The sequence below is a fragment of the Curtobacterium sp. CFBP9011 genome, assembly GCF_034045095.1.
Classification (GTDB): domain Bacteria; phylum Actinomycetota; class Actinomycetes; order Actinomycetales; family Microbacteriaceae; genus Curtobacterium.
Genome location: NZ_JAXCWN010000007.1, coordinates 105,999 through 128,906, shown reverse-complemented (window position 1 = coordinate 128,906; position 22,908 = coordinate 105,999). Strand labels below are relative to the sequence as shown.

23 protein-coding genes and 1 riboswitch are annotated in these 22,908 nt (G+C 73.9%); of the genes, 11 read left to right on the top strand and 12 right to left on the bottom strand.

Going from position 1 to position 22,908, the window contains the following annotated elements:
- Window positions 1-21 precede the first annotated feature (21 nt).
- The 4 genes from SOM35_RS14595 to SOM35_RS14580 all read right to left on the bottom strand — a co-directional run bounded on the left by SOM35_RS14595 (window position 22) and on the right by SOM35_RS14580 (window position 4,759).
- Window positions 22-2,106, bottom strand: a complete 2,085-nt coding sequence (locus SOM35_RS14595) for a S9 family peptidase (RefSeq protein WP_320515952.1) — start codon at window positions 2,104-2,106, stop codon at window positions 22-24.
- 87 nt (window positions 2,107-2,193) lie between these two features.
- On the bottom strand, window positions 2,194-3,078 hold the full coding sequence (locus tag SOM35_RS14590) for a patatin-like phospholipase family protein (protein ID WP_320515951.1): 885 nt from the start codon (window positions 3,076-3,078) through the stop codon (window positions 2,194-2,196).
- Window positions 3,079-3,315: 237 nt separating this feature from the next.
- Window positions 3,316-4,344 carry an NADPH:quinone reductase gene (locus SOM35_RS14585; RefSeq protein ID WP_320515950.1) on the bottom strand — a complete coding sequence of 343 codons (1,029 nt, stop codon included), beginning with the start codon at window positions 4,342-4,344 and terminating at the stop codon, window positions 3,316-3,318.
- A gap of 49 nt (window positions 4,345-4,393) precedes the next feature.
- Window positions 4,394-4,759 carry a winged helix-turn-helix transcriptional regulator gene (locus SOM35_RS14580; RefSeq protein WP_221851638.1) on the bottom strand — a complete coding sequence of 122 codons (366 nt, stop codon included), beginning with the start codon at window positions 4,757-4,759 and terminating at the stop codon, window positions 4,394-4,396.
- Between the two features lie 144 nt (window positions 4,760-4,903).
- On the opposite strand from SOM35_RS14580, the gene SOM35_RS14575 reads away from it, so the two are divergent.
- Window positions 4,904-5,551 (top strand): NAD(P)-dependent oxidoreductase, encoded by a 648-nt coding sequence (locus SOM35_RS14575; protein WP_320515949.1) that lies wholly within the window; start codon window positions 4,904-4,906, stop codon window positions 5,549-5,551.
- Between the two features lie 152 nt (window positions 5,552-5,703).
- Here SOM35_RS14575 and SOM35_RS14570 read toward each other — a convergent pair whose 3' ends face one another.
- On the bottom strand, window positions 5,704-7,029 hold the full coding sequence (locus SOM35_RS14570; RefSeq protein ID WP_320515948.1) for an MFS transporter: 1,326 nt from the start codon (window positions 7,027-7,029) through the stop codon (window positions 5,704-5,706).
- 123 nt (window positions 7,030-7,152) lie between these two features.
- On the opposite strand from SOM35_RS14570, the gene SOM35_RS14565 reads away from it, so the two are divergent.
- Window positions 7,153-8,010, top strand: coding sequence for a LysR substrate-binding domain-containing protein (locus SOM35_RS14565; protein WP_204608201.1), 858 nt, complete (start codon window positions 7,153-7,155; stop codon window positions 8,008-8,010).
- Between the two features lie 13 nt (window positions 8,011-8,023).
- On the opposite strand, the gene SOM35_RS14560 is transcribed toward SOM35_RS14565, so the two are convergent.
- Both SOM35_RS14560 and SOM35_RS14555 read right to left on the bottom strand, forming a co-directional pair.
- On the bottom strand, window positions 8,024-9,847 hold the full coding sequence (locus SOM35_RS14560; RefSeq protein ID WP_320515947.1) for a hypothetical protein: 1,824 nt from the start codon (window positions 9,845-9,847) through the stop codon (window positions 8,024-8,026).
- Between the two features lie 104 nt (window positions 9,848-9,951).
- Window positions 9,952-10,599, bottom strand: a complete 648-nt coding sequence (locus SOM35_RS14555) for an NADPH-dependent F420 reductase (RefSeq protein ID WP_320515946.1) — start codon at window positions 10,597-10,599, stop codon at window positions 9,952-9,954.
- Between the two features lie 94 nt (window positions 10,600-10,693).
- On the opposite strand from SOM35_RS14555, the gene SOM35_RS14550 reads away from it, so the two are divergent.
- The 4 genes from SOM35_RS14550 (at window position 10,694) to SOM35_RS14535 (ending at window position 12,682) form a co-directional block, all read left to right on the top strand.
- A complete protein-coding gene (locus SOM35_RS14550; RefSeq protein WP_221851628.1) occupies window positions 10,694-10,990 on the top strand; it encodes a GNAT family N-acetyltransferase in 297 nt (98 codons plus the stop codon).
- Window positions 10,991-11,007: 17 nt separating this feature from the next.
- Complete coding sequence (locus SOM35_RS14545) at window positions 11,008-11,469, top strand: VOC family protein (protein WP_320515945.1); 462 nt, start codon at window positions 11,008-11,010, stop codon at window positions 11,467-11,469.
- 186 nt (window positions 11,470-11,655) lie between these two features.
- A complete protein-coding gene (locus tag SOM35_RS14540; RefSeq protein ID WP_221851623.1) occupies window positions 11,656-12,132 on the top strand; it encodes a MarR family winged helix-turn-helix transcriptional regulator in 477 nt (158 codons plus the stop codon).
- A gap of 10 nt (window positions 12,133-12,142) precedes the next feature.
- Complete coding sequence (locus SOM35_RS14535; RefSeq protein WP_320515944.1) at window positions 12,143-12,682, top strand: metallophosphoesterase family protein; 540 nt, start codon at window positions 12,143-12,145, stop codon at window positions 12,680-12,682.
- Window positions 12,683-12,775: 93 nt separating this feature from the next.
- On the opposite strand, the gene thiD is transcribed toward SOM35_RS14535, so the two are convergent.
- From thiD to thiM, 3 genes are all read right to left on the bottom strand, one after another.
- Window positions 12,776-14,284, bottom strand: a complete 1,509-nt coding sequence (thiD, locus tag SOM35_RS14530; RefSeq protein ID WP_320515943.1) for a bifunctional hydroxymethylpyrimidine kinase/phosphomethylpyrimidine kinase — start codon at window positions 14,282-14,284, stop codon at window positions 12,776-12,778.
- Window positions 14,285-14,334: 50 nt separating this feature from the next.
- Entirely contained in the window at window positions 14,335-15,000 is a 666-nt protein-coding gene (thiE, locus tag SOM35_RS14525) for a thiamine phosphate synthase (RefSeq protein ID WP_320515942.1), read from the bottom strand.
- Window positions 15,000-15,863: a hydroxyethylthiazole kinase gene (gene thiM / locus SOM35_RS14520; RefSeq protein WP_320515941.1), complete on the bottom strand. Its 864-nt coding sequence runs from the start codon at window positions 15,861-15,863 to the stop codon at window positions 15,000-15,002. Before thiM ends, thiE begins: the two co-directional genes overlap by 1 nt.
- Window positions 15,852-15,948: riboswitch (TPP riboswitch) on the bottom strand. Its footprint overlaps the gene before it by 12 nt.
- Window positions 15,949-16,015: 67 nt before the next feature.
- Between thiM and SOM35_RS14515 the strand changes: the two genes are divergently transcribed.
- The 3 genes from SOM35_RS14515 (at window position 16,016) to SOM35_RS14505 (ending at window position 18,952) form a co-directional block, all read left to right on the top strand.
- Window positions 16,016-16,963, top strand: coding sequence for an NUDIX hydrolase (locus SOM35_RS14515; protein ID WP_320515940.1), 948 nt, complete (start codon window positions 16,016-16,018; stop codon window positions 16,961-16,963).
- Window positions 16,964-17,151: 188 nt separating this feature from the next.
- The gene (locus SOM35_RS14510) at window positions 17,152-17,898 is read left to right on the top strand and encodes a phosphotransferase enzyme family protein (protein ID WP_320515939.1); all 747 of its coding nucleotides are present in this window, start codon (window positions 17,152-17,154) and stop codon (window positions 17,896-17,898) included.
- Window positions 17,899-18,007: 109 nt separating this feature from the next.
- Entirely contained in the window at window positions 18,008-18,952 is a 945-nt protein-coding gene (locus tag SOM35_RS14505; protein ID WP_320515938.1) for a DnaJ domain-containing protein, read from the top strand.
- A 24-nt stretch (window positions 18,953-18,976) separates the two neighbouring features.
- On the opposite strand, the gene SOM35_RS14500 is transcribed toward SOM35_RS14505, so the two are convergent.
- Window positions 18,977-19,339, bottom strand: coding sequence for an RNA-binding S4 domain-containing protein (locus SOM35_RS14500; protein ID WP_320515937.1), 363 nt, complete (start codon window positions 19,337-19,339; stop codon window positions 18,977-18,979).
- Between the two features lie 89 nt (window positions 19,340-19,428).
- Between SOM35_RS14500 and SOM35_RS14495 the strand changes: the two genes are divergently transcribed.
- Both SOM35_RS14495 and SOM35_RS14490 read left to right on the top strand, forming a co-directional pair.
- Window positions 19,429-19,716, top strand: a complete 288-nt coding sequence (locus SOM35_RS14495; RefSeq protein ID WP_320515936.1) for a hypothetical protein — start codon at window positions 19,429-19,431, stop codon at window positions 19,714-19,716.
- A gap of 134 nt (window positions 19,717-19,850) precedes the next feature.
- A complete protein-coding gene (locus SOM35_RS14490) occupies window positions 19,851-21,023 on the top strand; it encodes a hypothetical protein (RefSeq protein ID WP_320515935.1) in 1,173 nt (390 codons plus the stop codon).
- A gap of 128 nt (window positions 21,024-21,151) precedes the next feature.
- Here the strand turns inward: SOM35_RS14490 and SOM35_RS14485 are convergent, their stop codons facing one another.
- The gene (locus tag SOM35_RS14485) at window positions 21,152-22,744 is read right to left on the bottom strand and encodes a S1C family serine protease (RefSeq protein ID WP_320515934.1); all 1,593 of its coding nucleotides are present in this window, start codon (window positions 22,742-22,744) and stop codon (window positions 21,152-21,154) included.
- Window positions 22,745-22,908: the final 164 nt, after the last annotated feature.

The window sequence follows — 22,908 nt, the reverse complement described above, 5'->3', positions numbered from 1 at the left end:
CGGGCGACGGCTGCCTCCGCCTCAGCCGAGCAGCTCCGGCCGCTCCCAGTCCTGCCCGAGCACGTGCTGCCCGAGGAACGCGAACACCGTCTGGTACCAGAGCTTCGCGTGCTGGGGCTGCAGCACCCAGTGGTTCTCGTTCGGGAAGTACAGGAACCGGTGCGGCATCCGACCGTCGGCGTCCGCATGGTGTTCAGCGAGCTCGGACCACAGTCGCAGTCCCTCGCCGATCGGCACGCGGTAGTCGTGGTCCCCGTGCACCACGAGCATCGGCGTCCGGATGTCGCCGACGAAGCGGTGCGGGTCGTTCGCCGCCAGACCGTCGGCGTCGAAGATCGACTGCCAGTAGTGCGCGGCGTCGGTCGTGCCGGCGAACTGGTCGAGTGCCCAGAGGCTGGCGTGGGTGACGATCGCGTCGAACCGGTCGGTGTGCCCGGCGACCCAGTTCGCCATGTAGCCGCCGAACGAGCCGCCCATCGCCGCCGTCCGGGTCTCGTCGATGTCGTCCCGCGCGACGACCGCGTCGGTGATCGCCATCAAGTCCGTGTACGGCGCCTGGCCCCAGGCGTTCCAGCCGCGGTTGACGAAGTCCAGGCCATAGCCGGTCGACAGCGCCGGGTCGGGCAGCAGCACCGCGTACCCCTGCGCCGCCGCGAGCATCGGCGTCCACCGCCACGACCACTGGTTGAACGAGTTCAGCGGGCCGCCGTGGATCCAGAGCAGCAGCGGGTGCGCGGTCCCCATGGCCGCGGTGCCGTCGGGCAGGACCAGCCAGCCGCGGACACGCGTGCCGTCAGCCGCGGTGGTCTCGACCTCTTCCAGACGTCCGGGCACGTCCGGCAGGGAAGCGGGCGTCGCCAGGACGTGCACCGTCCCGTCGGCGTCGATCCGGACCGGGTGCAGCGGTGCCGCCCAGGAGGCCCGCAGCGCCACCACGACGCCGCTCTCGGCCGCCACCCGCAGGCTCGAGTACGCCCAGTCGTCCTGCGTCAGCTGCTCGACGGGGGCACCGTCGAGCGGCAGGCGGAACACCGGCGCCCGGCCGTCCTGATCGGCCGTCGCCAGGAGCGCTCGGTCGCCGTGCTCGAAGACCAGCTGACTCGGCCAGCGGTCCCAATCGGTCGCGATCCGCCGGGCACCGCTGCCGTCGATGTCCGCCGTCCAGACCTCTTGCTGGTTCGCGCCGGCCGGGGTCGAGCGGACCGTCCGCATCCAGGCGATCGTCCGACCGTCCGAGCTGAGCGCGGGCATCTCGTGGTCGACGCCCGGGGCGTCGAAGAGCACGGTCCGCGTCCCCGTCTCGAGGTCGATCGTCACGAGGACGAACCGGTGCCCGCGCGCCTCGTGCACGCCCACCGAGGCGAGCAGGGTGCGTCCGTCGGGAGTCAGCGCGCCGTCGACGGCGTCGAGGGTGCGGCCCGGCTGCGGCGTGGCGTCGGTCGGCTTCGGCAGGTGTGCCGGGTAGCGGGGCTCCTGCGGCTCGCCGGCGCCGTCGCCGGCGTCCCCGTCGGTGCCCTGCGCTTCCTGCAGCGCGTCCAGGTCGACCCGCAGCACGTGCGGCTCGTCCGGCCCCAGGTCGTGGTCCCAGTACCGGATCGGGTACGACTCGTGCAGGATCGCCCGGACCTTCTGGTCGTCCCGCTGCTTCCGGAGAGCGGCGTCGCGGTCGACGTCCCCGTCGGCTGCGGGCAGCAGGGGTGCCGTGACCGCCAGCACGTCCGATGCCGACGCGGCGCCGAGCAGACTGCCGACACCGCCGGCCAGCCGGGTGACCGGGCGCGCGTCCCCACTGGCGGCCGGCAGGAGCCAGAGCTGCGCGGAGGCGCCGTCCTTGCCCGACTCGGTGTCCGGCCGGCCGGAGACGAACAGCAGGTCCCCGTGCCGGGTGAACGCGGCCGCGGACTCGCCCGTCGCCGAGCGGGTCAGCCGTGTCGCGACACCGTCGCCGGAGGTCGGGACCGACCACACCGACTTCTTGTGCGTGGTGCCGTCCGCGTCGAGTGCGCTCACCGTCACGGCCGCACGTTCGCCGTCGGGGCTCAGCACGAGCCCGTCGACACGGGGCAACGCGAGGAACTGGTCGAGGTCCGAGAACGGTGTCGTCATGCCGTCACGCTACCGACGGCACCGCCTCCGGCACAGGGGTCAGAGCGGCTCTGTGGAGAACCCGACAGAACCCACAGGCACTGTCCGTCACGCCCAGAACGCGGCGACCCGCTCCGCGACCTGCTCCGCCTGCGCCCGCCCGGCCTCTGCCGAGGGCCGCTGCGTCGACAGCGCCAGCGAGTTCGTCCCGAAGGCCCGGATCGACGCCTCGTCCGCGACCACGACCTCCACCTGCGACCCCGCGTCACGGAGCGCGGCGACGGACCGGTCGAGCCACGGCCCGAGCGGCGACGGCCCCTCGGGGCTGCACGCGATCACGAGGACACGTTCGTACCCGGCGGCGACGTCCGCGTTGGTCGCCGACCGCACCCCGCCGTCGACGTACGGGTGCCCGTCGATGCGCACCGGCGACCAGACGATCGGCACCGAGCAGCTCGCGGCGACAGCGCGCTCCAGAGGCACGCCGTCCTCGGCGCGGAACACCCGGAAGGACCCGTCGACCGCGTCGACCGTGGTCACCGCGTAGGGCTTCGCCGGCCACTCGGCGCTCGGCAGCGTCTGTCGGAAGGTCGCGACACGCTCGTCGTCACTCTGGCCGGTCGTGACCTCCTGCGCCGCAGCGCCGACCCGCGCGCGGGCGTCCTGCTCCGAGGTCGCGCCCTGCATCGCGGCGCCGAAGCGCTGCTCGACTTCAGAGACGTCCACGGCGGCGGGCTCCTCGTACGTCGTCGGCAGGGGGCTCGTCTGCTGCGCGTAGGCGTCCTGCACGGCGCCGGCGCGCAGGAACGCCCCCACCACGCTGCCTGCACTCGTGCCGACCACCAGGTCAGCGGCTCCGAGGTCGACCCCGGCGTCCTCGAGCGCGGACAGGACGCCGAGCTCCCAGGCGATGCCCGCGACCCCGCCACCTCCGAGGACGATCGCGCGGGTTCCGGGCGTGGGAGTGGGCGTGGGCTCTGCAACATCGGTCATGTGTCCTGCATACCAAGTCCGGCGATGAACGCGCACCACGTCCGGTCGCCGGAGCCCGCCACGGGCCGGCCGGGAGGCGCTGATCGCCCCCGCCCCGCGCCTCCCGTCCGCCGTCGAGTCACGCCCAACGGGAACCGGCTCGAGCCGCGGTTTCCCGCGGTTCGAGCCGGTTCCTGTTGTGCTGCGCCGAAGTGCGCCGCGCCAGCGCGCCCGCGCCCGCCGCCGTCGCGCCCCCCGCTACTCGGCCGCGACGTCGATGAGCACCTTGCCGACCGCGTCGCCCTGCACGGCGTCGTGCGCGGCCGCGGTCTCCTCGAGCGGGAAGCGCAGCAGCGGCAGACCCGCCTCCTCGCCGACCGGCAGGACACCGTCGCGGAGCGCTGCGGTGACGTCCTCGGCGGCGGCCGCCAGGGCAGCCTCGCCGATCGTGTAGAGCAGCAGGAACTGGTAGCGGGCGTTGATGCTCATGTTCGGCCGGACCGGGATCGACGCCGCGTCGCCACCGTTGTCGGCGTACATCGAGACGACACCGTGGTTCGCCAGCACGGCCGCGTCCAGGTCGGCGTTCGCGGGGATCGACACCTCGACGACGATGTGCACGCCGTCCGGGGCGATCGCGCGGATCTGATCGGCGGCGTCGTCCTCGCGGTAGTTGACGGTGTGGTGGGCGCCGGCCGCGGTGGCGAGGGCGGCCTTGTCGTCGGAGCTGATCGTCGCGATGACGGTCGCGCCGGCCCACCGTGCCAACTGGATGGCGGCGTGCCCGACGGCACCCGCGCCTCCCGCGACGAGCACGGTGCGACCGGTCAGGGCGCCGGGGGAGAGTCGGGCGGGGCCGTCCTCGTGCACGGTCAGGGCGCGGTGGGCGGTCATCGCGGGGACGCCGAGCGAGGCGCCGACGTCGAACGAGACGCCCTCGGGCAGCGGTGCGACGCGGGTGGCGGGGACGACGGTGTACTCCTGCGCGGTGCCGGTCGGGCGGGAGGCCGCGGCCATGAACAGCCAGACGTGGTCGCCGACCGACAGCCCCTCGACCCCGGGGCCGACCGCGTCGACGATGCCGGCGCCGTCCTGGTTCGGGGTGATCTCGGGGAACGGCAGGCCGTCGCCGTAGGTCCCGCCCTGCCGGGCCTTCCAGTCGGTGGGGTTCACGCCGGAGACGACCACGCGGACGCGGACCTCACCGTGGCCGGGTTCGGGGACCGGACGGTCGGCGAGGGAGAGGACGGCGGACGTTCCGGGCTGGGAGTAGACGATGGATCGCATGTCTCCACGCAACCACCGGCGGGCGGTCGCGATTCCAGGAGGGACGGGTTCAGCCGCGCGCGTCGTACCCCGAGCGGGCCTCGGCGACGCCGTCCATGTGGTCGATCGCCCACTGTTCGAGTGGCACGAGGACCGTACGGAGCGACCGTCCGGTGTCGGTGAGTTCGTACTCCACGTGCGGCGGGATCTCGGGGAACACCGTCCGAGTGACCAGCCCGTCCCGTTCCAGGGCACGGAGGGTCTGCGTGAGCATCTTCTGCGACACGCCCTGCACCCGGGTGGCGATCGCCGAGTAGCGGCGGGGGCCGTCGGCCAGGGCGCCGATCGTCAGGACGCTCCAGCGGTCCCCGATCCGGTCGAGGAGCTGCCGGGAGGGGCAGTCCGCCGCGTAGGGGCTGTACTCGAGCGCGCTCATGGTCGCCTTCCGTCGGACACGACCCGTGACGCGCCCGGGCGGGGCACGCACCACGAGGTGCCTACTTACCGAAAGAGAGTAACACCCGTACAGTGAGTGGCACGGCGCGTGACCGCGTCGGAACCGTCACACGAAGGAGCTCGCATGTCCACCATCGTCGTCTTCGGAGGCACCGGCTACGCCGGCTCCGCCATCGTCCGTGAAGCCCTCTCCCGCGGCCACGAGGTCGTCGCCGTCGCGCGCGACACCTCCAAGCTCGACGCCGCCGAGCACCTCACGCTCGCCCAGGGCGACGCGTTCGACCCCGGCTTCGTGTCCGACGTGACCAAGGGCGCCGACGTCGTCATCGTGTCCCTGCACGCGGTCCAGTCCGACGGCAGCGAGCTCAAGGACAAGTTCCAGCACTTCGTCGACGCCGCCGAGGCTGCGGGTGCGCGTCTCGGCATCGTCGGTGGCGCCGGCTCGATGCTCGTCGCCGAGGGCGGCCCGGCCCTGTACGACACCCCCGACTTCCCGGACGCCTTCAAGGGCGAGGCGAAGAGCCACGGCCAGATCCTCGAGGCCCTGCGCGCCGGCGACACCTCGGTCGACTGGTTCTACGTCAGCCCCGCCGCGGCCTTCGGTGGCTACAACCCGGGCGAGCGTCGCGGCACCTACCGCTCGTCGGACGACGTCCTGCTCGCCGACGCCGAGGGCAATTCGGACATCTCGGGCGCCGACTACGCGATCGCCGTCGTCGACGAGATCGAGCAGCCGAAGCACCACCAGGCGCGTTTCGGCGTCGCCTACTGACCCGACGGGCCCTGCGGGTCCGGTCCTGGCCGGCTCCGCCGGCGCTGGAAAACACCGGTGTTCGTCGGTCGCGCCGCGCGAAAGCGCGATGCGACACACGAACACCGGTGTTTCCGCGTCCGTGACGCGCACCGCGACTGCCGGGAGGCGCGTCAGCGGTTGCCGACGATGGCCGGCAGGGGCAGGTGGTGGCGCATGCGCACCTCGAGGTGCAGGCCACCCCGCCGCGCCAGGACGAGCGCGGTGACCGCCGCGGCCGCGGCCGGGACGCCGCCGGCGACCATCATCCCGACGTGCGCCCCGAAGCGGTCGACGACCTGGCCCATCAGCGGGCCGCCGATCGCCTGTCCGCCCAGGAGCACGAGGACGTAGAGCGACATCACCCGGCCGCGGATGGCGACGTTCGAGGACAGCTGCACCAGTGAGTTCGACGCCGTCTGGAAGAGCAGCTGGGACAACCCGACGACGACCAGCAGGACCGTGAACGGCGCGATCGTCGGGGTCGAGCCGGCGACGACGAGCAGGACGCCGGTCCAGAACACCCCGCCGACGATCGTCCGGAGCCGCACGACGGCACGCCGGGTGGAGAGGACCGCGCCGGTCAGCGCACCGACGGCGACCGCGGAGTTGAACAGGCCGTACCCGCCCGCGCCGACGTCGTAGACCTTCGACGCGAAGGCGGAGAGCAGCACCGGCATCGTCAACGCGAACACCGAGAAGAACGCCACCAGGATCACCGGCACGATGATCGTCGGCTTCGCGGCGGCGTAGCGGAGGCCCTCCATGAGCTGCCCCTTCGACCGCGGGGCCGGCGGCGTGCGGTGCAGTTCGGACACGCGGAGGAACCCGAGCGTCACGACCACGGCGACGCAGGCGATCGCGTTGATGCCGAACGACCACCCGGCCCCGACGGCGACGAGCAGGATGCCGGACAGTGCGGGACCGATCATGCCGCCGAGCTGGAACACCGACGAGTTGACGCTGATCGCGTTGCGTAGGTGCTGGTGTCCGACGATCTCGGTGACGAACACCTGGCGCGCCGGGTTGTCGATGACGGTGACCATGCCGACCAGGAACGCGATCACCCAGATGTGCCACGCCTGCACCACCCCGGCCAGGGTCAGCACCGCGAGCAGCAGCGAGAGCACCGCGAAGGCACCCTGCGTGATCATCATCAGCGCCCGCTTCGAGTAGCGGTCGACGAACACCCCGCCGAGCAGCCCGAACAGCAGCATCGGGGCGAACTGGCACGCGACCGTGATGCCGACCTGCGCGACCGATCCGGTGAGCTGCAGCACGAGCCAGTCCTGGGCGATGCGCTGCATCCACCCGGCGGTCATCGCGACGAGGTTGGTGGCGGTGAACAGCCGGAAGTTCGGCACGGACAGGGCGATGAAGGACCGGCGCCACGGCGGGCGGACGGTGCTGATCGGGAGCGGCTCGGTGGGCGGGTGGATGGTCGTCGGTGACGATCGCACGGTGCGGGGGACTCCGGCTGTCGAGGGTGGGAACGGTACCCAACCGAAACTAACCCCTCGGTGTCCATTCGATCCTCCTATGATCGGCATCACTCCATTGCGATGTCGAATGAGGGGCCCGCTGTGCTCGATCCCGTCCTGCTCCAGACCTTCCTGGCCGTCGCCGAGACCGGCAGCTTCACGCAGGCCGGTGTGCAACTCGGCATCAGCCAGCCGACGGTCTCCCAGCACGTCCGCCGACTGGAGTCGACGGTCTCGCGGACCCTCGTCGCCCGGGACACCCGAGGGGTCCGCCTGACCGACAACGGTGACGCGATGGCCGGGTTCGCGCGGACGATCCTCGCCGCCCACGCCACGGCGGACGCGTACTTCTCGGGCGTCGCCGCCCGTGGCCGACTCCGGTTCGGTGCCGCGGACGACCTGGCGATCACGCAGCTGCCCCGCATCCTCCGCGACTTCCGGAAGCTGCACCCGCAGGTCGACCTCGAGCTGACGGTGAACCAGTCCGCACCGCTGCTCCGCCGGGTGCACGCGGGGCAGCTCGACCTCGTGTTCATCAAGCGCACCGCGGGGGAGTCCGCCGAGGGGACCCGGGTCGCCTCGGACCAGATGGTCTGGATGGCGCAGGACGGCATCGCGCTGGAAGTGGACGACCCGGTGCCGCTGATCGCCTACCAGGCACCGAGCATCAGCCGGCAGATGGCGATCGACGCGCTGGAGGCCGCCGGCCGCACCTGGCGGATCACCTGCAACACCCGTGACGTCAACGGAGTCCTCGCGGCCGTCCGTGCCGGCATCGGGGTCGCGGTCTTCCCGCACTCGCTGATCCCGGCGGACCTGGTGAAGGTGTCGCAGCGACTGTCGTTGCCGGACCTGCCGGCGGTCGACTACGTCCTGATCGCCAACCCGACCGTGCAGCGCGAGCCGATCGAGGCCCTGACGAACGCGATCCTGTCGCGCGGCGTCGTCCGCGCCGTCTGACTGTCGCCCGAGGTCAGGGCGCGATGCTCGGGACGGTCCCGGTGCCGGTGATGTCCGGCAGCGGCGCACCGAGCGCCGAGGCGACCGCCCACAGCAGCACGAGGGTGCCGACCGTGCCGAGCACCGCACCGAGCAGGGCGACAGGCCGCTGCCACGTGGTCAGCGGGTTCCGCATCGTCACGACGGACACCAGGACCGCGAGCAGCCCGAGGATCACGCCGACGGCGTGCACGGTCGCGGGAGCGGTGAACCACCAGGCGGCCAGTCCGATCGTCCCGAGGCCGGCGATCGCACCCAGGACAGCGCCCTGCGTCGGGCCGAGCGACCGGGCGGGTCGTGCGGTCCGGCCTGCGGTGGGCTGCGCACCGGCCGGGAGGCGCGCCTCACCCTCCGTCACGGCCGTCGCGACGGTCGGGACCTCCGCTGGTGCCGGGAGCGGGACGGCGGTCGAGCGGCGCTTCGGCGGCTCCTCGACGGTGCGGCGGGACCCGAACAGCCGGCGGCCGGTCGTGCCGTGTCCGCGAGCGTTCCGGTGCTCGCGGGCCGACGTGGGTCCGGCGACCGCAGCGGGGTCGACGGCCGTGGCGTCGCCGCTGCCGGAGACGGCCGGGGTGACCGGCGGCAGGACCGGAGCGAGGGGCGGGACGGAGGGGGTGCTGACGGCCGGGTCCAGGCGGGCGGACTGCGCGACACCGGTGGGTGCCGACGCGCCGATGATCGCGTCGAACGTCGGGGGAGCCGTGGCGGCCGGCGGGACGACCCGGGCCTGCTGTCGGGCGAAGCGTGCGGGCGTGCGGTAGCCGATCGGCCCGACCGGCTCGGGCTCACCGCCCTCGACGACGACGTGCTCGAGGCCCGGTACCGAGAACCGCGGCTGACCGGCCGCCGGTACGACGGGGACGGCCGGCGAGGGCGGCAGAGCGGGGCCGGACGCTGACCAAGCGGTGTCACTCCCACCGAGGGCGGGCGCGCCGACGGTCGGCAGCCAGGACCCGGACGGCACCGGAGTCTCCGGGGTTCCGGCCGCTGCTTCCGCAGCCGCCGGAACCCCGGACTGCGGTGTGTACCAGTTGGCGGGTGCACCGGGTGTGGCGGAGTCGACGGGGCTGAGCGGTGGGTGCTGGACTTCCGCGGCGGGCACATCGGTCCCGGGCGCGACGGGCATCGCCATGCCGGCTGCACCGGCGCCACGACGTCCGGTCGGCGCACGCTGCCCGGCACCGTGCTTCCCGGCACCGTGCTGCCCGGCACCGTGCTGCCCGGCACCGTGCTGCCCGGCACCGTGTCGGCCGACCGCGGAGCTGCCCGCCGGGACAGTGATGACGGTCACGCCGCTGCCGGGTGCGTTGACGGTGGGCGCACTGACGACGGGCGCACTGACGACGGGAGCGCCTGAGACCGGGGCGAAGGGGACCGTGTCGACGTTCGGGGACGTCGGGGCCGGCGGCAGCAGCTCCTGCGCCGGCGGGTAGTCGGGGGCGACCGCGTTCGGGTCGAGGGCCAGCGTGGCGGAGGTGCGGTGCGCCTCCAGGCCGACTGCGTCGACCGCGAGGGCCGCGTCGACCGCCGGGACAGCGCCGACCGAGGGGCCTGCGCCGATCGCGGAGACTGCGCCGGCGGAGGGAACCGCCCCGGCGGAGGGAACTGCCCCGACCGCGGGGAGTGCACGGGCGAAGGGGCGGCCGCTGACCTCCACGATGCCGACGGCGGGGGCGACTCCGGCGCTCGCCGCAGTCGGTGCCGCCACCACGGGGCGGGCGTCCTCCGGCGGAGCGGTGACCCATGCGGGTACCGCCCGGCGCGGTCGCTCGGACTCGGGCATGCGATGAGACGCCACGGCCGCTGTTCCTCTCCCTGGATTGATCCATCGTCAGTTCTACCGGGGAGGAACAGCGGCCGAGAGCCCCAGTCAGAGGGGGTCGAGCGCGGGGTGCGTCGACGTCACATGTCGCGGTAGCGCTTCGCGGCGGCGAGGGCCTCGCGGAGTTCGTCGACGGTCAGGCGCGGGCCGTAGCCGGGGGTGTCGCGCTGGATGCGCCATCCCTCGGCGAGGGGGCCGGCGTCGACGGTGTCGAAGCCGAACTCGTCGATCAGGTCGGCGACGGTCGTCTTGGCGGTGGCGTCGTCACCGGCGATCACGAGGGCGCGGCGGTCCGGGGTGCCGGCGGGGGTGGCGTGCTCGGTGAGGTGGTCCGCGCCGATGTGGTTGAAGGCCTTGACGACGTGGGCGCCGACCAGGTGGTCCTGCAGCATCTCGGCCGTGGTGGTGGTCTCCTCGTCGAGGGCCGCGATCTGGCCGTCGCGCTGGGGGTAGTAGTTGTTCGTGTCGATGACGACCTTGCCGACGAGCGGCTCGACGGGGATCGTGTCGATGGCGCCGAGCGGCACGGTGACGACGACGATCTCGCCCTGGGTGGCGGCGTCCTCGCGGGTGCCGGCGGTGGCGTGCTCGCCGAGCTCGGTGACGAGGTCGGTGAGGGTCTCCGGTCCGCGTGAGTTCGCGATCACGACCTGGTGGCCGTGCTGCACCGCGAGGCGTGCGAGCTGGGATCCGATGTTGCCTGCTCCGATGATTCCGATGGTTGTCATGCACGGTGCAACACGAGCGCGGCCAGGGCATTCCGTCCGGCGTTCCCCGGAGCGCGGTGGCACCGGAACCTGAACGGCGGTGCAGGATGGCGGCATGACACACGAGTTCCGGAACGAGGCCGACCGAGACCGGTACGCCATGTACGTCGACGGGACCCTCGTGAGCGTGCTCGACTACCGCGTCAACGGTGACGCGATCGCCTTCCCGCACACGTACACGGTGCCGGCGCACCGGGGCCACGGGTACGCGGGTGAACTCGTGGAGCACGCCGTGTCCGACGTCGAGACGACGTCGTCGAAGCGCATCGTCCCGATGTGCTGGTTCGTCAGCCAGTGGTTCGACGGGCACCCCGAGAAGAACGACCTCCTCAGCCGCGGCGTCGCGGACTGACCCACCGAGAGACCGCCATGCCCCGCATCGTCCCCTTCCTCTGGTTCGACGACCAGGCCCAGCACGCCACCGAGTACTACACGGAGCTGTTCCCCGACTCACGGATCGACGGCGTGGGCCGGGCTCCGGACGGCTCGGTGCTCGTGGTCGAGTTCACCCTGATGGGCCAGCCGTACCGGGCGATGAACGGCGGCCCCGGGCACCCGTTCACCGATGCGCTCTCGCTGCAGGTCGACGTCGACACGCAGGAGGAACTGGACCGGATCTGGGACGCCCTGATCAACGAGGGCGGGCACCCGGTGGCGTGCGGCTGGCTGGTCGACCGCTGGGGCCTGTCGTGGCAGGTCACCCCGTCGATGATGGGGGAGCTGATGGCAGCCGGCGGCGACCACGCGGCGGCCACCCGGGTCTACGAGGCGATGCGGGACATGGTGAAGCTCGACATCGCCGCGCTCCGGTCGGCGTCTGCCCCGGCCTGAGCCCGACGCCCGGCGGTGCCCCGGTCGGCCGCCGATGTCCCCTCTTCGGCGGACGCCCGGTTATCGTGGGGCGACACCGTCGGCGGAGGGGCCCGCGTCAGCGATGCGGGGACCGCCACGCAAGCACCACGCCCTGACCAGGGGCGACCGACCTCCGGCCGACGCCGGACGACAGACTGGAACACCATGGCCGACCCGAGGGGCCCCGGGATCCGCGAAGCGGACATCGGACGGGCGTACACCGAGCTCTCCCGCATCACCCGCCGAGCGAGCGTCCGTGCGCGCGGCACCGACGACGTGTTGAGCATCGTGGACCAGTCGCTGGTCGACTTCGTCGTCCAGCACCCCGGGTGCATGGCGATCGACATCGCCCGCTACCTGCGCCTGAACCGGTCGACGATCTCGCGGCAGCTGTCCGGGCTGCTCGTCGCGGGCCTGGTCCGCACGGTCGACGGTGGCTCCGGCAACGCGAAGCCGCTCGAGGCGACCGACGCCGGCCGTGCGGCGCTGGCCCGCTCCGTGCAGCTGCACCGGGACGCCCTGGTCGAACGTCTGGCGGAGTGGTCCGACGACGACGTGGCACTGCTCGCCGGCATGCTCGAACGGCTCGGCGCCGCCGACGAGGTCGACCTGCCGATGCCGAGTCGCGACCCCGGCGAGTGACGGCGACACCGTGAGCACCACGCTCGTCCTGCTGTCGGACACGCACCTGCCGAAGCGGGCGAAGGACCTGCCGGCCGAGCTGTGGGCCGACATCGACGCCGCCGACCTGGTCGTGCACGCCGGTGACTGGGTGGACCTGGCGACGGTCGACCTGCTCCGGGCCCGGTCCCGCGACCTGCTCGCCGTCCGCGGCAACAACGACCTGGGCTTCGAGGACCACCTGCCCCTCGTCGCCACCCGCCGCATCGAGTCGCTGCGCTTCGCCGTCGTGCACGAGACCGGACCGGCGACCGGGCGCGGACGTCGGGCCGAGGCGGACCACCCCGACGTCGACGTCCTGGTCTTCGGCCACTCGCACATCCCCTGGGACTCCACTGCACCGAACGGCATGCGTCTGCTCAACCCCGGTTCGCCGACGGACCGCCGACGACAGCCCGACCACACGTGGATGCGCTGCGAGGTCGACGGGTCGGACCTGTCGGTCACGCTTGTCCGGCGGGCCCCCGGCGCGGACGGCATCCGCCTGGTCGCGTCGCCGGAATCGTCCTGACTCCCGTCGGTTCGTCCGGGAGGCCCGTCCCGCCTCCGTCAGACCGGCTCACCCTGGCCAGACCGGTTCGCCCAGGTCGACGTGGCTCGCCGGTCAGACCGGCTCGCCCAGCTGTTCCGGCATCCGGAAGAACGCGAGCTCCTGCGCCACCGACTGCCGGAACGCGCGCGCCATCCGCCCCCGCAGCTCGGGGTCGGCCCGCCGCGCGAGCTCCTCGACGAGCTCGGTGGCCCGGGCGCTCGAGGCCGCGAACCCCGGGTCCCCGTACGCCGTGATCCAGTCGGCGAACGGGTGCCCGACCGGTGCCGTGCCGAGCCGTTCCCCGACCCAGGCGTAGACCCGGAAGCAGGGCAGCACCGCGGCCGCGAGCACGCTGACGTCCCCGGTGCCGGTGCCGTCTCCGGTGGCGCTGCCGTCCCCGGTGCCGACGCCCTGCCGCGCCGCGTCGGCCAGGTGTGCCAGGTACCCGGCGCACACCGGGTGCACCGGGCCGTCAGCGTGTGATCCGGCGAGCCGACGGTGGTGCAGGTCGCGTGCTTCGGCGGCGCAGCCCTCGCTGGCGGTCCTCCAGAACGCCGCGGCCTCCCCGGTGGACCCGGCGGCGATCATGGCGAGGTGCTGTTCGTACGCCCGCAGGTAGTGGACGTCCTGCGCCAGGTAGCCCGCGAACACCTCGGGGTCGAGCGTGCCGTCGGCCAGGCCCCAGAGGAACCGGCAGTCCAGCGTCTCGTCGAGCACCGCTGCTGCGTCGACCCACCAGGCGTCCGTCCAGCGTGGTGTCGGCAGGGCCGCCCGGACGAGGGCGTTGTGGTCGATCGGCCCGTGACCGCGGCCGACCTGCAGGGCGTCGGCACCGCGGAGGGCGGCGGTCAGCCAGGTCTTCGCCGACCCGACCGCCAGCTCCCAGTCGCCGTGCCGGGCGACGAGGGTGGCGATCGCACTCGACAGGGAGCACCCGGTGCCGTGCGTGTTCGTCGTCGCGATCCGGGGGCCGGTGAACACCCGGACGCTGCCGTCCGGGGAGACCAGGGCGTCGTCCGAGCTCGGCCCGTCGTCGTGGCCGCCCTTCGCGAGCACCCGGACGTCCCACCGGCGGGCGACGGCACGAGCAGCGTCGATGCCGTCGGTCGTGGTGCCGTCGATCGTGGTGCCGTCGGTCGACGCCGCGCCCGCCAGCTGGGCGAGGACCCGCAGTTCGTCGCGGTTCGGCGTGACCAGGTCGGCGAGGGCGAACAGCTCCGTCATCGCGGACTCGGCGTCCGCGTCGAGCAGCCGGTCGCCGCTCGTCGCCACCATCACCGGGTCGACCACCACCCACGCCGGCCGGTGTGCCCGGAGCCAGTCGACGACGACCCGCACGACCTCGGCCGTGCCGAGCATCCCGGTCTTCACCGCGTCGATCGTCACGTCGTCCGACACCGCGTCGAGCTGCTGCCGGAGGAACACCGCGTCGGGGACGTGCACCGACCGCACCCCGACGGTGTCCTGCGCGACCAGGGCCGTGACGACCGCCATGCCGTACCCGTCGTGCGCCGCGATCGACTTGAGGTCCGCCTGCACCCCGGCACCACCCGTCGGGTCCGTGCCGGCGATGCTGAGCACCCGCGGCAGCGGCGCAACCGGAACCCCTGCGCCCACGCCCGCGCTCCCGCTCACCGTCCCGCTCCGTCCCATGCCGCCACGAACGCCCGAGCGGCAGCGCCCGGGTCCGGCGCCGCACAGATCCCCGACACGACGGCGACACCGGCGGCCCCGGCCTGGCGCAGCGGCCCGACGTCGTCGAGCGTCACGCCACCGATGCCCACGCAGGGCACGGTCGTCGTCGCCGCGAGCCGTCCGAACCCGGCGACCCCGAGCGCCGGCGGGTGGTCCGGCTTCGTGCTCGTCGGGTGCACCACCCCGACCCCGAGCAGGTCCACTGACCCGGCGGGCATCGTCGCGACCTCCACCAGGTGCCGCGTCGTGTTCGCCGTCAGCCCGACGTGGGCGTCCGGGCCGAGCAGCGCACGCGCGGCGCTCGCCGGGACGTCCGACTGCCCGAGATGCACGCCGGCCACCCGGTGTCCCGCATGCCGTGCCGCCAGGGCGACGTCGAGCCGGTCGTCGACGACCACCAGCGCCCGGTCGCCCACCGCATCGGCCACGGCGGCGGTCAGTGCCAGCAGGTCCCGAGCCGACGCGGTCTTGTCACGCACCTGCACGATCCGCACCCCGGCACTGACCGCGGCCCGGACCACGCCGAGCACCCCGTGCCCGTGGCGTTCCGCCATCGCGGAGTCGGTCACCAGGTAGACGCCGAAGTCGTCCGTGCCGGGCATCAGGCGGCCCCGCCGACGCTGACCGCCGCAGCCGACGTGTCGGCGGTGATCCGGGCCGCCCGGACGACGTCCTCCGGAGTCAGCGAGGCGAGCCGGTCGAGGAACAGCGGCTGGAAGGTGCCGGGGCCGCCGGCGTCCCGCGCGGCCAGCTCGGCGGCGATCGTGTGCACCGCCGTCGCAGCGACGGCCGCGTCCAGCGGACTGCCGGGGGAGACCGCCGCGAAGGCCGCCACGACCGCGCCGAGCGCGCACCCGCCGCCGGTGATCCGGGTGAGCAGCTCCGTACCGTTTGCCACCCGCACCAGCCCGCTCGGCGCCACCAGCAGGTCGACCGGACCCGAGACGGCGACGGCCCCGACCGTGTCGGCCCGGACGGCCGCGACCGCGGCGTCGTGCGCGTCCTCCGTCCCGACGGTGCTGTCGACACCACGACCGCCGGCCGAGGCACCGAGGACCGCGAGCACCTCCGACGCGTTCCCGCGGAGGACCGTGGGCCGGAGCGCGAGCAGGTCACGCGCCAGCGCGGTCCGGACCGGCAACGACCCCACCGCCACCGGGTCGAGGACCCACGGCGTCCCCGCGACCACGGCGGCGGCCGCGGCTTCGAGCGAGGCAACGCGCGGCTCGGCGTGCGGGGTGCCGGTGTTGACGAGCAGTCCGTCCGCGACGCCGGCGAACGGCCCCGCCTCGGTCGGCACGTCGACCATCGCGGCCGACGCCCCCAGCGCGAGCAGCACGTTCGCGGTGACGTTCTGCACCACCGTGTTCGTGATGCACTGCACCAGCGGCGCCCGGGTGCGGACGGCCTCCAGCAGGTCGGCGGTGCGGTGGGCCCAGTCGATCGTGGGCGCAGCGTTCTCCATGGACGATCCCTTCGCGAGTACGAGCTCGAGCAGGTTCGACGGGTGTGATCTCAGCCGCTCGGATGCGGCACCCCGTGTCTCGGACGACACCGTACACGCATCGACGCCGACGTCCAGGGCCTCCTGACGGACGTTTGTGGAAGGGTGGACACGTGGACGACGAACGACGGACCGCGACCCCTGCCGGACCGCCGCCCGGACCCCCCTCCGGCCCCCGCGACCCGGGCGACGCCTGGGCGTACGGCGCGGACGGCACCAAGGCCTGGGGCCGCTTCGGCGCCGCCGGCCTGCTCGTCGACGACGGACACGGCCGCGTCCTGCTGCAGCACCGCGTCGAGTGGAGCCACCACGGCGACACCTGGGGCATCCCCGGCGGTGCCCGCCACCAGCACGAGGACCCCGTCACCGCCGCCCTCCGCGAGTCCGCCGAGGAAGCCGGCGTCCCCGACGACGCCGTCGACCTCCGGCACACCGCCGTCCTCGACCTCGGGTTCTGGACGTACACGACCGTGGTGGGGCGCGCCTCCCGGCCCTTCGAGCCCGTGATGGCCGACCGCGAGAGCCTCGCCCTGGCCTGGGTCCCCGTCGCCGACGTCGACGCGCTCGACCTGCACCCCGGCTTCGGCCGCTCCTGGGCAGCCCTGCGCGCCACCCTCGACCGCACGCCGCACGTCGTCGTCGACGCCGCCAACGTCGTCGGCAGCGTCCCGGACGGCTGGTGGAAGGACCGCGCCGGCGCCGCCACCCGACTCGTGGAGCAGGTCCGCGCGCTCGCCGCGGCCGGCGTCCCCGCGACCGCGCTCGACCTGCCGTCGACCGCCTGGTGGCCGCGCTGGACCGTCGTGCTCGAGGGGGAGGCCCGCAGCGCCACCACGGAGCCGGTACCGTCCGCCCCGCGGCCGGGTCTGCCGCCGGTGACGATCGACCGGGCAGCGGCCTCCGGTGACGACGCGGTCGTCGCTGCCGTCGAGGCGGCCGTCGCCGCGGGGGACGCGCCGGTCGTCGTGGTGACCGCCGACCGTGGCCTGCGGGACCGGGTGCAGGTGCTCGGTGCCGACGTCCGCGGCCCGGGCTGGTTGCGGGAGCTGCTGCCGGACTGACGTCGACCGGTCGGACTCCGATCCGTCTCTGGCCGGCCCGCTCCTGGCCGGCCTGCTCCTGTCCGGACTGCGCCTTCCGTCTCGCCGACGGCGCGCCGATCGGATGGTCTCCGGTCGGCCGACCCGGGCGTCCGCTCCTGCCACTACAGTGGCGAGCACGTCGACGACGACGCTCAGGAGGTTCCCCCATGGAACGGATCACCAAGGCCGACGACCGGGTGCACCGGCCTGCCGGGCCGTGGACCCCCACCGTGCACCGCTTGCTGACGCACCTGCACGAGCAGGGCTTCGTCGCAGCCCCCGCCCCGATCGCCCTCGGCGCCCAGCTCGAGACCGTGACGTTCGTCCCCGGTGAGGCGGGCGAGTACCCCTGGACCGCGGACGTCGCGAGCGAAGCCGCCCTCGTCACGACCGCACGCCTGCTGCGGCAGTTGCACGACGCTGCCGCCTCGTTCCCGCGTGACGACACGACCGACGTCTGGTCGCAGGCCGAGCGGCTGCCGGTCGAGACCATCGTGCACGGCGACTTCGCCCCGTACAACGTCGTCTACGACGGCATCGCGGCGGTCGGCGTGATCGACTTCGACACGGCGCACCCCGGCCCGCGGGTCTGGGACGTCGCCAGTGCCGTGTACCGCTTCGCCCCCTTCACCAGCAGTGTCGACGAGGGCGGGCCCGTGCCCGAGTTCGCCGACCGGGTGACCCGTGCCGCCGAGTTCTGCCGCGCCTACGGCCTGGATGCCCGCTCGCGCAGCGTGCTCGTCGAGACGATGACGTCGAGCCTGGTGGCCCTCGTCACGACGATCGACACCGAGGCGGCGGCGGGCAACCCGAAGTTCGTCAGCGACCTGGCGCACGGGCACGCGGAGCTCTACCGCGCCGACGTCGCCTGGCTCGAGGAGCACGGGGACGCGATCACGGCAGCGCTGGTCTGACCGCTCCGGGGTGGTCAGACCGCAGGGCGGAGTCAGGCAGCACTGCTCAGCCGCCGCCCAGCCCCCTCGCGGCAGACGCCGACCCGACGTCGGGTAGCGTTCCAGGGCCATGACCGACAGCCCGGCCGACGCCACCCCGTACGAAGTCCTCGGCGTCCCCGCGAGCGCCGACGACGAGACCCTCCGCCGCGCCTACCGTCGAGCCGCGCGCGAGAGCCACCCCGACCTCGGCGGCGACGCGCAGCACTTCCGCCGTGTGCAGGTCGCGTGGGAGCTGATCGGCACCCCGGCCGCCCGCCGCGCCTACGACACCGGCGCGGTCCGTCCCGGCTCGTCGTCGTCCGCACCGTCCGGGTCGGCGGCCTGGAGGAGCGGTGCCGGTCGCGACGACTACGCACCGCCCACAGCGCGTCGCGACTCCCGCCCGCGAGCCCGGTCGCACGGCCACCCCGGCGGTCGGTCGCGCGAGGTCTTCCTGGCAGCCGAGCGCGAGTGGGTCGGACTCGGCGACCCGATCGAGGACCCTTACGACCCCGCCCTGGTCCGCTCCGCTCCGCGGTCCGTCCGCCGGCTGCTCGGCGAGGCACTGGCCGAGGAAGCCACCGCCGCGATCGTCGCCGACATGGGCATCGGCGTGACCGTGTGGCACGACCTGGACGCCGGCGCCGAGGGCAAGCTCGACCACGCCGTCCTCACCCCGACCGGGCTCTGGGCCGTCGAGTCCATCGACTGGGGCGGTCCGGTACTGATCGAACACGGCGAGGTCGTCGGCGAGACGCTCGAGCCGGGGGAGCGCCCGGTCAAGGAACTCGTCCGCGCTGCCCGTGCCGTGCAGAAGCAGACCCGGGTGCGCTTCACCGGGCGGCTGCTCGTCGTGCCGGACTCCGCGGTGGACGAGGACGTCGAAATCATCGGCACGCCCCGGAAGCCCACGGCGCTGATCGTCCGCCGGAGTGCGCTCGTGCAGGTGCTCGCCGGCAACTGGTCGCCCGAGGGCTCGGTCGACGTCTTCGCGATCCGCGACCGCCTGCAGCAGACCGTCCGCTTCGTCTGACCCGTGTGGTCGGCGGGACGCCGGTCAGTACCCGCGGAGCTTCTCGAGGTCGCGGCGCTCCCGCTTGCTCGGACGCCCGGCGCCGCGCTCGCGGATCGGGACGAAGCCGGCCTCCTCGGGAGGGAGACGAGGCGGGGTCTTGTCCTCGAGGTGCTTCGCCGCCTCGGTCGCACCGACGCGCTTGAGGATGATGCTCTTCACGACGACGATCCGGTCGAACCCGGCCTGACGCACCCGGACCTCGTCCCCGGGGCCGACCGGCTGCGACGGCTTCGCCCGCTCGCCGTTGACCTTGACGTGCCCGGCCTTGCACGCCGTCGTGGCGGCGGACCGGGTCTTGGTGACCCGGACCGCCCAGATCCAGCTGTCCACCCGGGCCTTGTCCATCCCGCCACCCTAGCCGCGGCGGTCGGGCGGACCCCGGGCCGTCCCGCCGAGGCACGGCCGCCGCCGACGGTCGGCCGTACCCTCGAGACATGTCCGACCGCGATCCCGCCGCCGCCCCGTCGCAGGCCGAGATCGCCCGCGCGCACGCCCTCGCCGTGCTCGACGCCGCGACGCTCGGCGACCGGCTGGTCGTCCGGGCCCTCGACAGCGACGGCGACGGTGCACGGGACACCCTCGGCGACCTCACCGACCGCACCCCGGAAACGGTGACCGTCGCCACCCGCCGCGGACCCGTCACCGTCCGTCGCGCCGACGTGGTCGCCGCGAAGCCGGTCCCGCCACCCCCGCCGCCCCGACCGCGCCGCGCCGCCCCCTGACCGGCCCCGCTCCGTGCCGGTGACCCCCGGTGCTGCCACCCGGCCCTCGCCAGGGGCTCGCTCCGACCCGGTGATCCGCCCCGTCCCGGCGAGCCGCTGGCCCGAGGCCGCGGGCCCGCACGTAGCCTCGCAGCATGCTCGTCCCCGACCCACCCGCCGCCGCTGCCGGGCAGACCGAGGACCGCACCGCCCGCGTCCGCTTCGTCCGTCCGACCGGGTGGCGCACCGAGGAGGCCGCCGGTACCGACCTCCGGGTCCGCGGCGACGACGTGGTCCTCACCGTCCGCTCGCGTCCGAGTGACCGGGCGATCGGGGACGAGAACGCCTCGCTGCTCGAGCGGCTGCCGGGCTCGGTCGACGGGCTGCTCCTGGTGGGCTGTGACGTCTGGACCGCGGCCGGTGCCCCCGCGCGTCTGGTGGAGTACGTCCGTCCCGACGAGGAGGGCGACCTCGCCGGCGCGCACCTGCTGCTCGTCACGGGGCGGCACCGCGTGGACCTGACGATCGAACGGCCCCTCGCCCGGATGACCGCCACGGACGACGTCGTCTTCGCCGTCCTCGAGTCGGTCCGGGTCCTCGACCGGGTCACCGCGAGCGGGTCGCGCAGCCTCGAACCGCTGCCGGTGCTGCTCAGCGGATCGACCCTGACCGGGCCGTCGCTCGGTGCCGAGGCCGTCTCGACCCTGCAGAACCTCGCCGGTCGCCGCTGGAACCCCGCGCTCCTCCGCACCGACGGCGGTCGGGAACTCGTCGCCGCCGACCTGGTCGGCCGTTTCGGCACGGTCCCGCCGGACACCGCGGCCGTCCTCGCCCCCTGGGCCGAGGGGGTGCAGCCGACCACGCTCGACCAGCACGACGACGACGGGCGGGTGACGCGCCTCCAGGCCTGGTCCGGCACCGTCGTCGACACCGGTGCCGACGGCCGGTCCGTGGTCGCGTCCGTCCCGCCGGAACGCGTGGTCGGACTGCTGGCCGGGAGGCTCGGCATCCGCCCGACGTGGACCTGGCCGTTCCGCACGCCGGTCCTGCCCGGCGACCTGCTCGACCGACGCCTGGCCGGTGGCGAGTCGACGCCCGACCTGCCCGCTGCCGTGGCCGCGGACGACCCGACCCTGGCCACGTTCTGGGCGGCCCCGTGGACGGTGTCGGCGCTCGTGCGCCCCGGCCGGGCCCGGCCGCTCGTCGTGGTCTCGGCCGAGGGGATCGGGTTCGCCCGGGTCGGCCGGACCGAGGGCGGCACCACGGCGTTCACGGCCGAGGCGTCGGCGAACGTCTACCGGACGCTCGTCCGCGCGCTGCTCGGCTGAGCGACCCGGACCACCTGTGGTCCGACGTCCCCGGACGGCACGATGCCCGCGCCGTGGGGCGCGGGCGTCGTGCGGGGGTGTCCGTGTCGTGGACGGACCGGTGGTGTCGGTGGAGTCAGGTCGTCGGGTCAGGCTGCGGGACCGGCGGTCAGGGTGACGGTGACGGTCTTTGCGGTGCCGTCGCTCGTCGTGTAGCCGATCGAGACCCGGTCGCCGACCTCGTGGCCGCTGATCGCCTTCGTCAGCTGGTCCGAGCTCGTGACCGCGGTGCCGTCGACGCTGGTGATCGTGTCGCCAGCGGCCAGGCCGGCGCTCGCAGCCCCGGAGCCCTCGACGGCGCCGGCGATCGGCACCCCGGTGGTCGTGCCGGTCGCGGTGCTGCTGATCTGCACCCCGAGGAACGCCGGCAGCCCGATCGTGATCGTGCCCGAGGAGTCGCCCGCCAGGATCTTGTCCGCGATCGACTTCGCCGTGCTGATCGGGATCGCGAACCCGGTGACGTCGGCCGTCCCCGAGGACGCGGCGGTGGCCATGCCGACGACCTCACCCTCGCTGTCGAGGACCGGGCCGCCGGAGTCGCCCGAGACGACCTGCGCCGCCAGCTGCAGCAGCCCGGTCAGGGACTCGGTGCCGGTGCCGGACTCGCTCTGCACCTGGATGTCCTGGTCGGTGGCGGTCACGGTGCCCGTCGCCGCCACCAGGTCACCGGTGCCCTCGGCGTTGCCGACGTCGGTGATCGCGTCACCGGTCGACGCACCGCCGTCGTCGTCGAGCGTGACGGTCGACAGCCCGGAGGCACCCCGCAGCTTGAGGACCGCGACGTCGTTCGTCGCGTCTGCCCCGACGACGTCGGCGGTGTACTGCTTGCCGGTCGTCTCGTCGGTGACCTCGATCGACGTCGCGCCCTGGATGACGTGGTTGTTCGTCAGGATCGTGCCGTCGGAGGTCAGGACCATGCCGGTGCCGGCCGCCTGCTGCGACTGGTCGTAGCCGATCACGGTGTCGATCGTGACGACGCCCTTCTTCTGCGCCGCGGTCGCCGGGGTGGCGGCGGACTCGGAGGTGCTGCCGCTGCCGCTGCCGTCGGTGCCCGAGCCGTCGGTGCCCGGACCGTCGGTGCCCTGGCCCGGGACGGTGAAGCCGTTCGTGCCGCTGCCGTCACCCGTCGAGCCCGAGCCCGAGCCCGAGCCGGAGCCGGAGCCCGGGGTCGTGGTCGTGCCCTGCGACGAGCCCTGGCTGGAGGTCGTCGTGGTGTGCACCGACGACAGCCCGAGCGCGGTGCCACCGGCAGCACCGACGATCGCGAGCGCCGCGATGCCGGAGCCGATCGCCAGCGCCAGCTTGCGGGAGCGTCGGTTCGTCCCCGGCGCCGTGCCGAACGCTCCGGTCCAGCCCTGCGGCGCGGCACCGTACTGCGCGCCGGGGTACTGCGTACCGGCGTACTGGGCGCCGTGCTGCCCACCGGCCGCGGCGCCCTGCTGCGTCCCGCCGAGTGCCGGGCTGCCGACCAGGTACGGACCGCGCCCGTCGGGGGAGTACGCGTACGGACCGGAGCCGTCGGGTCCGTACAGGTACGGACCGGACCCGTCGAAGGCGTAGGCGGGACGCAGGGACGCCCGGTCCGCGTGCGGCGCCTCCCATGAGGGCAGCTGCTCCTGCCGCTGGGCCTGCTCCGGCTCGCGACGCTCGTCGTCCGGCATGGGGTTCGGGGTCTCGTTCATCGGTGCTCTCCGGTCGTTCCTCGCGGCCCGGTCGGCCGTCGATGGATGTCAGTACAGGCCCCGTTCCCATGACGACCCTATGAACGGACCATGGTGGTGCCGAGCAGCTGCTCGACGCTCGCCGACAACGACGCCACTGCCCCTCGGAGCCGCGCCGGGAGCAT

Coding starts and splice junctions, on each gene's coding strand:
- SOM35_RS14505 (WP_320515938.1), top strand. CDS start 18,008: ATGACCGACAGCCCGGCCGACGCCACCCCGTACGAAGTCCTCGGCGTC.
- thiE (WP_320515942.1), bottom strand. CDS start 15,000: ATGCCCGGCACGGACGACTTCGGCGTCTACCTGGTGACCGACTCCGCG.
- SOM35_RS14585 (WP_320515950.1), bottom strand. CDS start 4,344: ATGCGATCCATCGTCTACTCCCAGCCCGGAACGTCCGCCGTCCTCTCC.
- SOM35_RS14555 (WP_320515946.1), bottom strand. CDS start 10,599: ATGACAACCATCGGAATCATCGGAGCAGGCAACATCGGATCCCAGCTC.
- SOM35_RS14575 (WP_320515949.1), top strand. CDS start 4,904: ATGTCCACCATCGTCGTCTTCGGAGGCACCGGCTACGCCGGCTCCGCC.
- SOM35_RS14550 (WP_221851628.1), top strand. CDS start 10,694: ATGACACACGAGTTCCGGAACGAGGCCGACCGAGACCGGTACGCCATG.
- SOM35_RS14595 (WP_320515952.1), bottom strand. CDS start 2,106: ATGACGACACCGTTCTCGGACCTCGACCAGTTCCTCGCGTTGCCCCGT.
- SOM35_RS14510 (WP_320515939.1), top strand. CDS start 17,152: ATGGAACGGATCACCAAGGCCGACGACCGGGTGCACCGGCCTGCCGGG.
- SOM35_RS14580 (WP_221851638.1), bottom strand. CDS start 4,759: ATGAGCGCGCTCGAGTACAGCCCCTACGCGGCGGACTGCCCCTCCCGG.
- SOM35_RS14490 (WP_320515935.1), top strand. CDS start 19,851: ATGCTCGTCCCCGACCCACCCGCCGCCGCTGCCGGGCAGACCGAGGAC.
- SOM35_RS14545 (WP_320515945.1), top strand. CDS start 11,008: ATGCCCCGCATCGTCCCCTTCCTCTGGTTCGACGACCAGGCCCAGCAC.
- SOM35_RS14500 (WP_320515937.1), bottom strand. CDS start 19,339: ATGGACAAGGCCCGGGTGGACAGCTGGATCTGGGCGGTCCGGGTCACC.
- SOM35_RS14590 (WP_320515951.1), bottom strand. CDS start 3,078: ATGACCGATGTTGCAGAGCCCACGCCCACTCCCACGCCCGGAACCCGC.
- SOM35_RS14495 (WP_320515936.1), top strand. CDS start 19,429: ATGTCCGACCGCGATCCCGCCGCCGCCCCGTCGCAGGCCGAGATCGCC.
- SOM35_RS14540 (WP_221851623.1), top strand. CDS start 11,656: ATGGCCGACCCGAGGGGCCCCGGGATCCGCGAAGCGGACATCGGACGG.
- SOM35_RS14485 (WP_320515934.1), bottom strand. CDS start 22,744: ATGAACGAGACCCCGAACCCCATGCCGGACGACGAGCGTCGCGAGCCG.
- thiM (WP_320515941.1), bottom strand. CDS start 15,863: ATGGAGAACGCTGCGCCCACGATCGACTGGGCCCACCGCACCGCCGAC.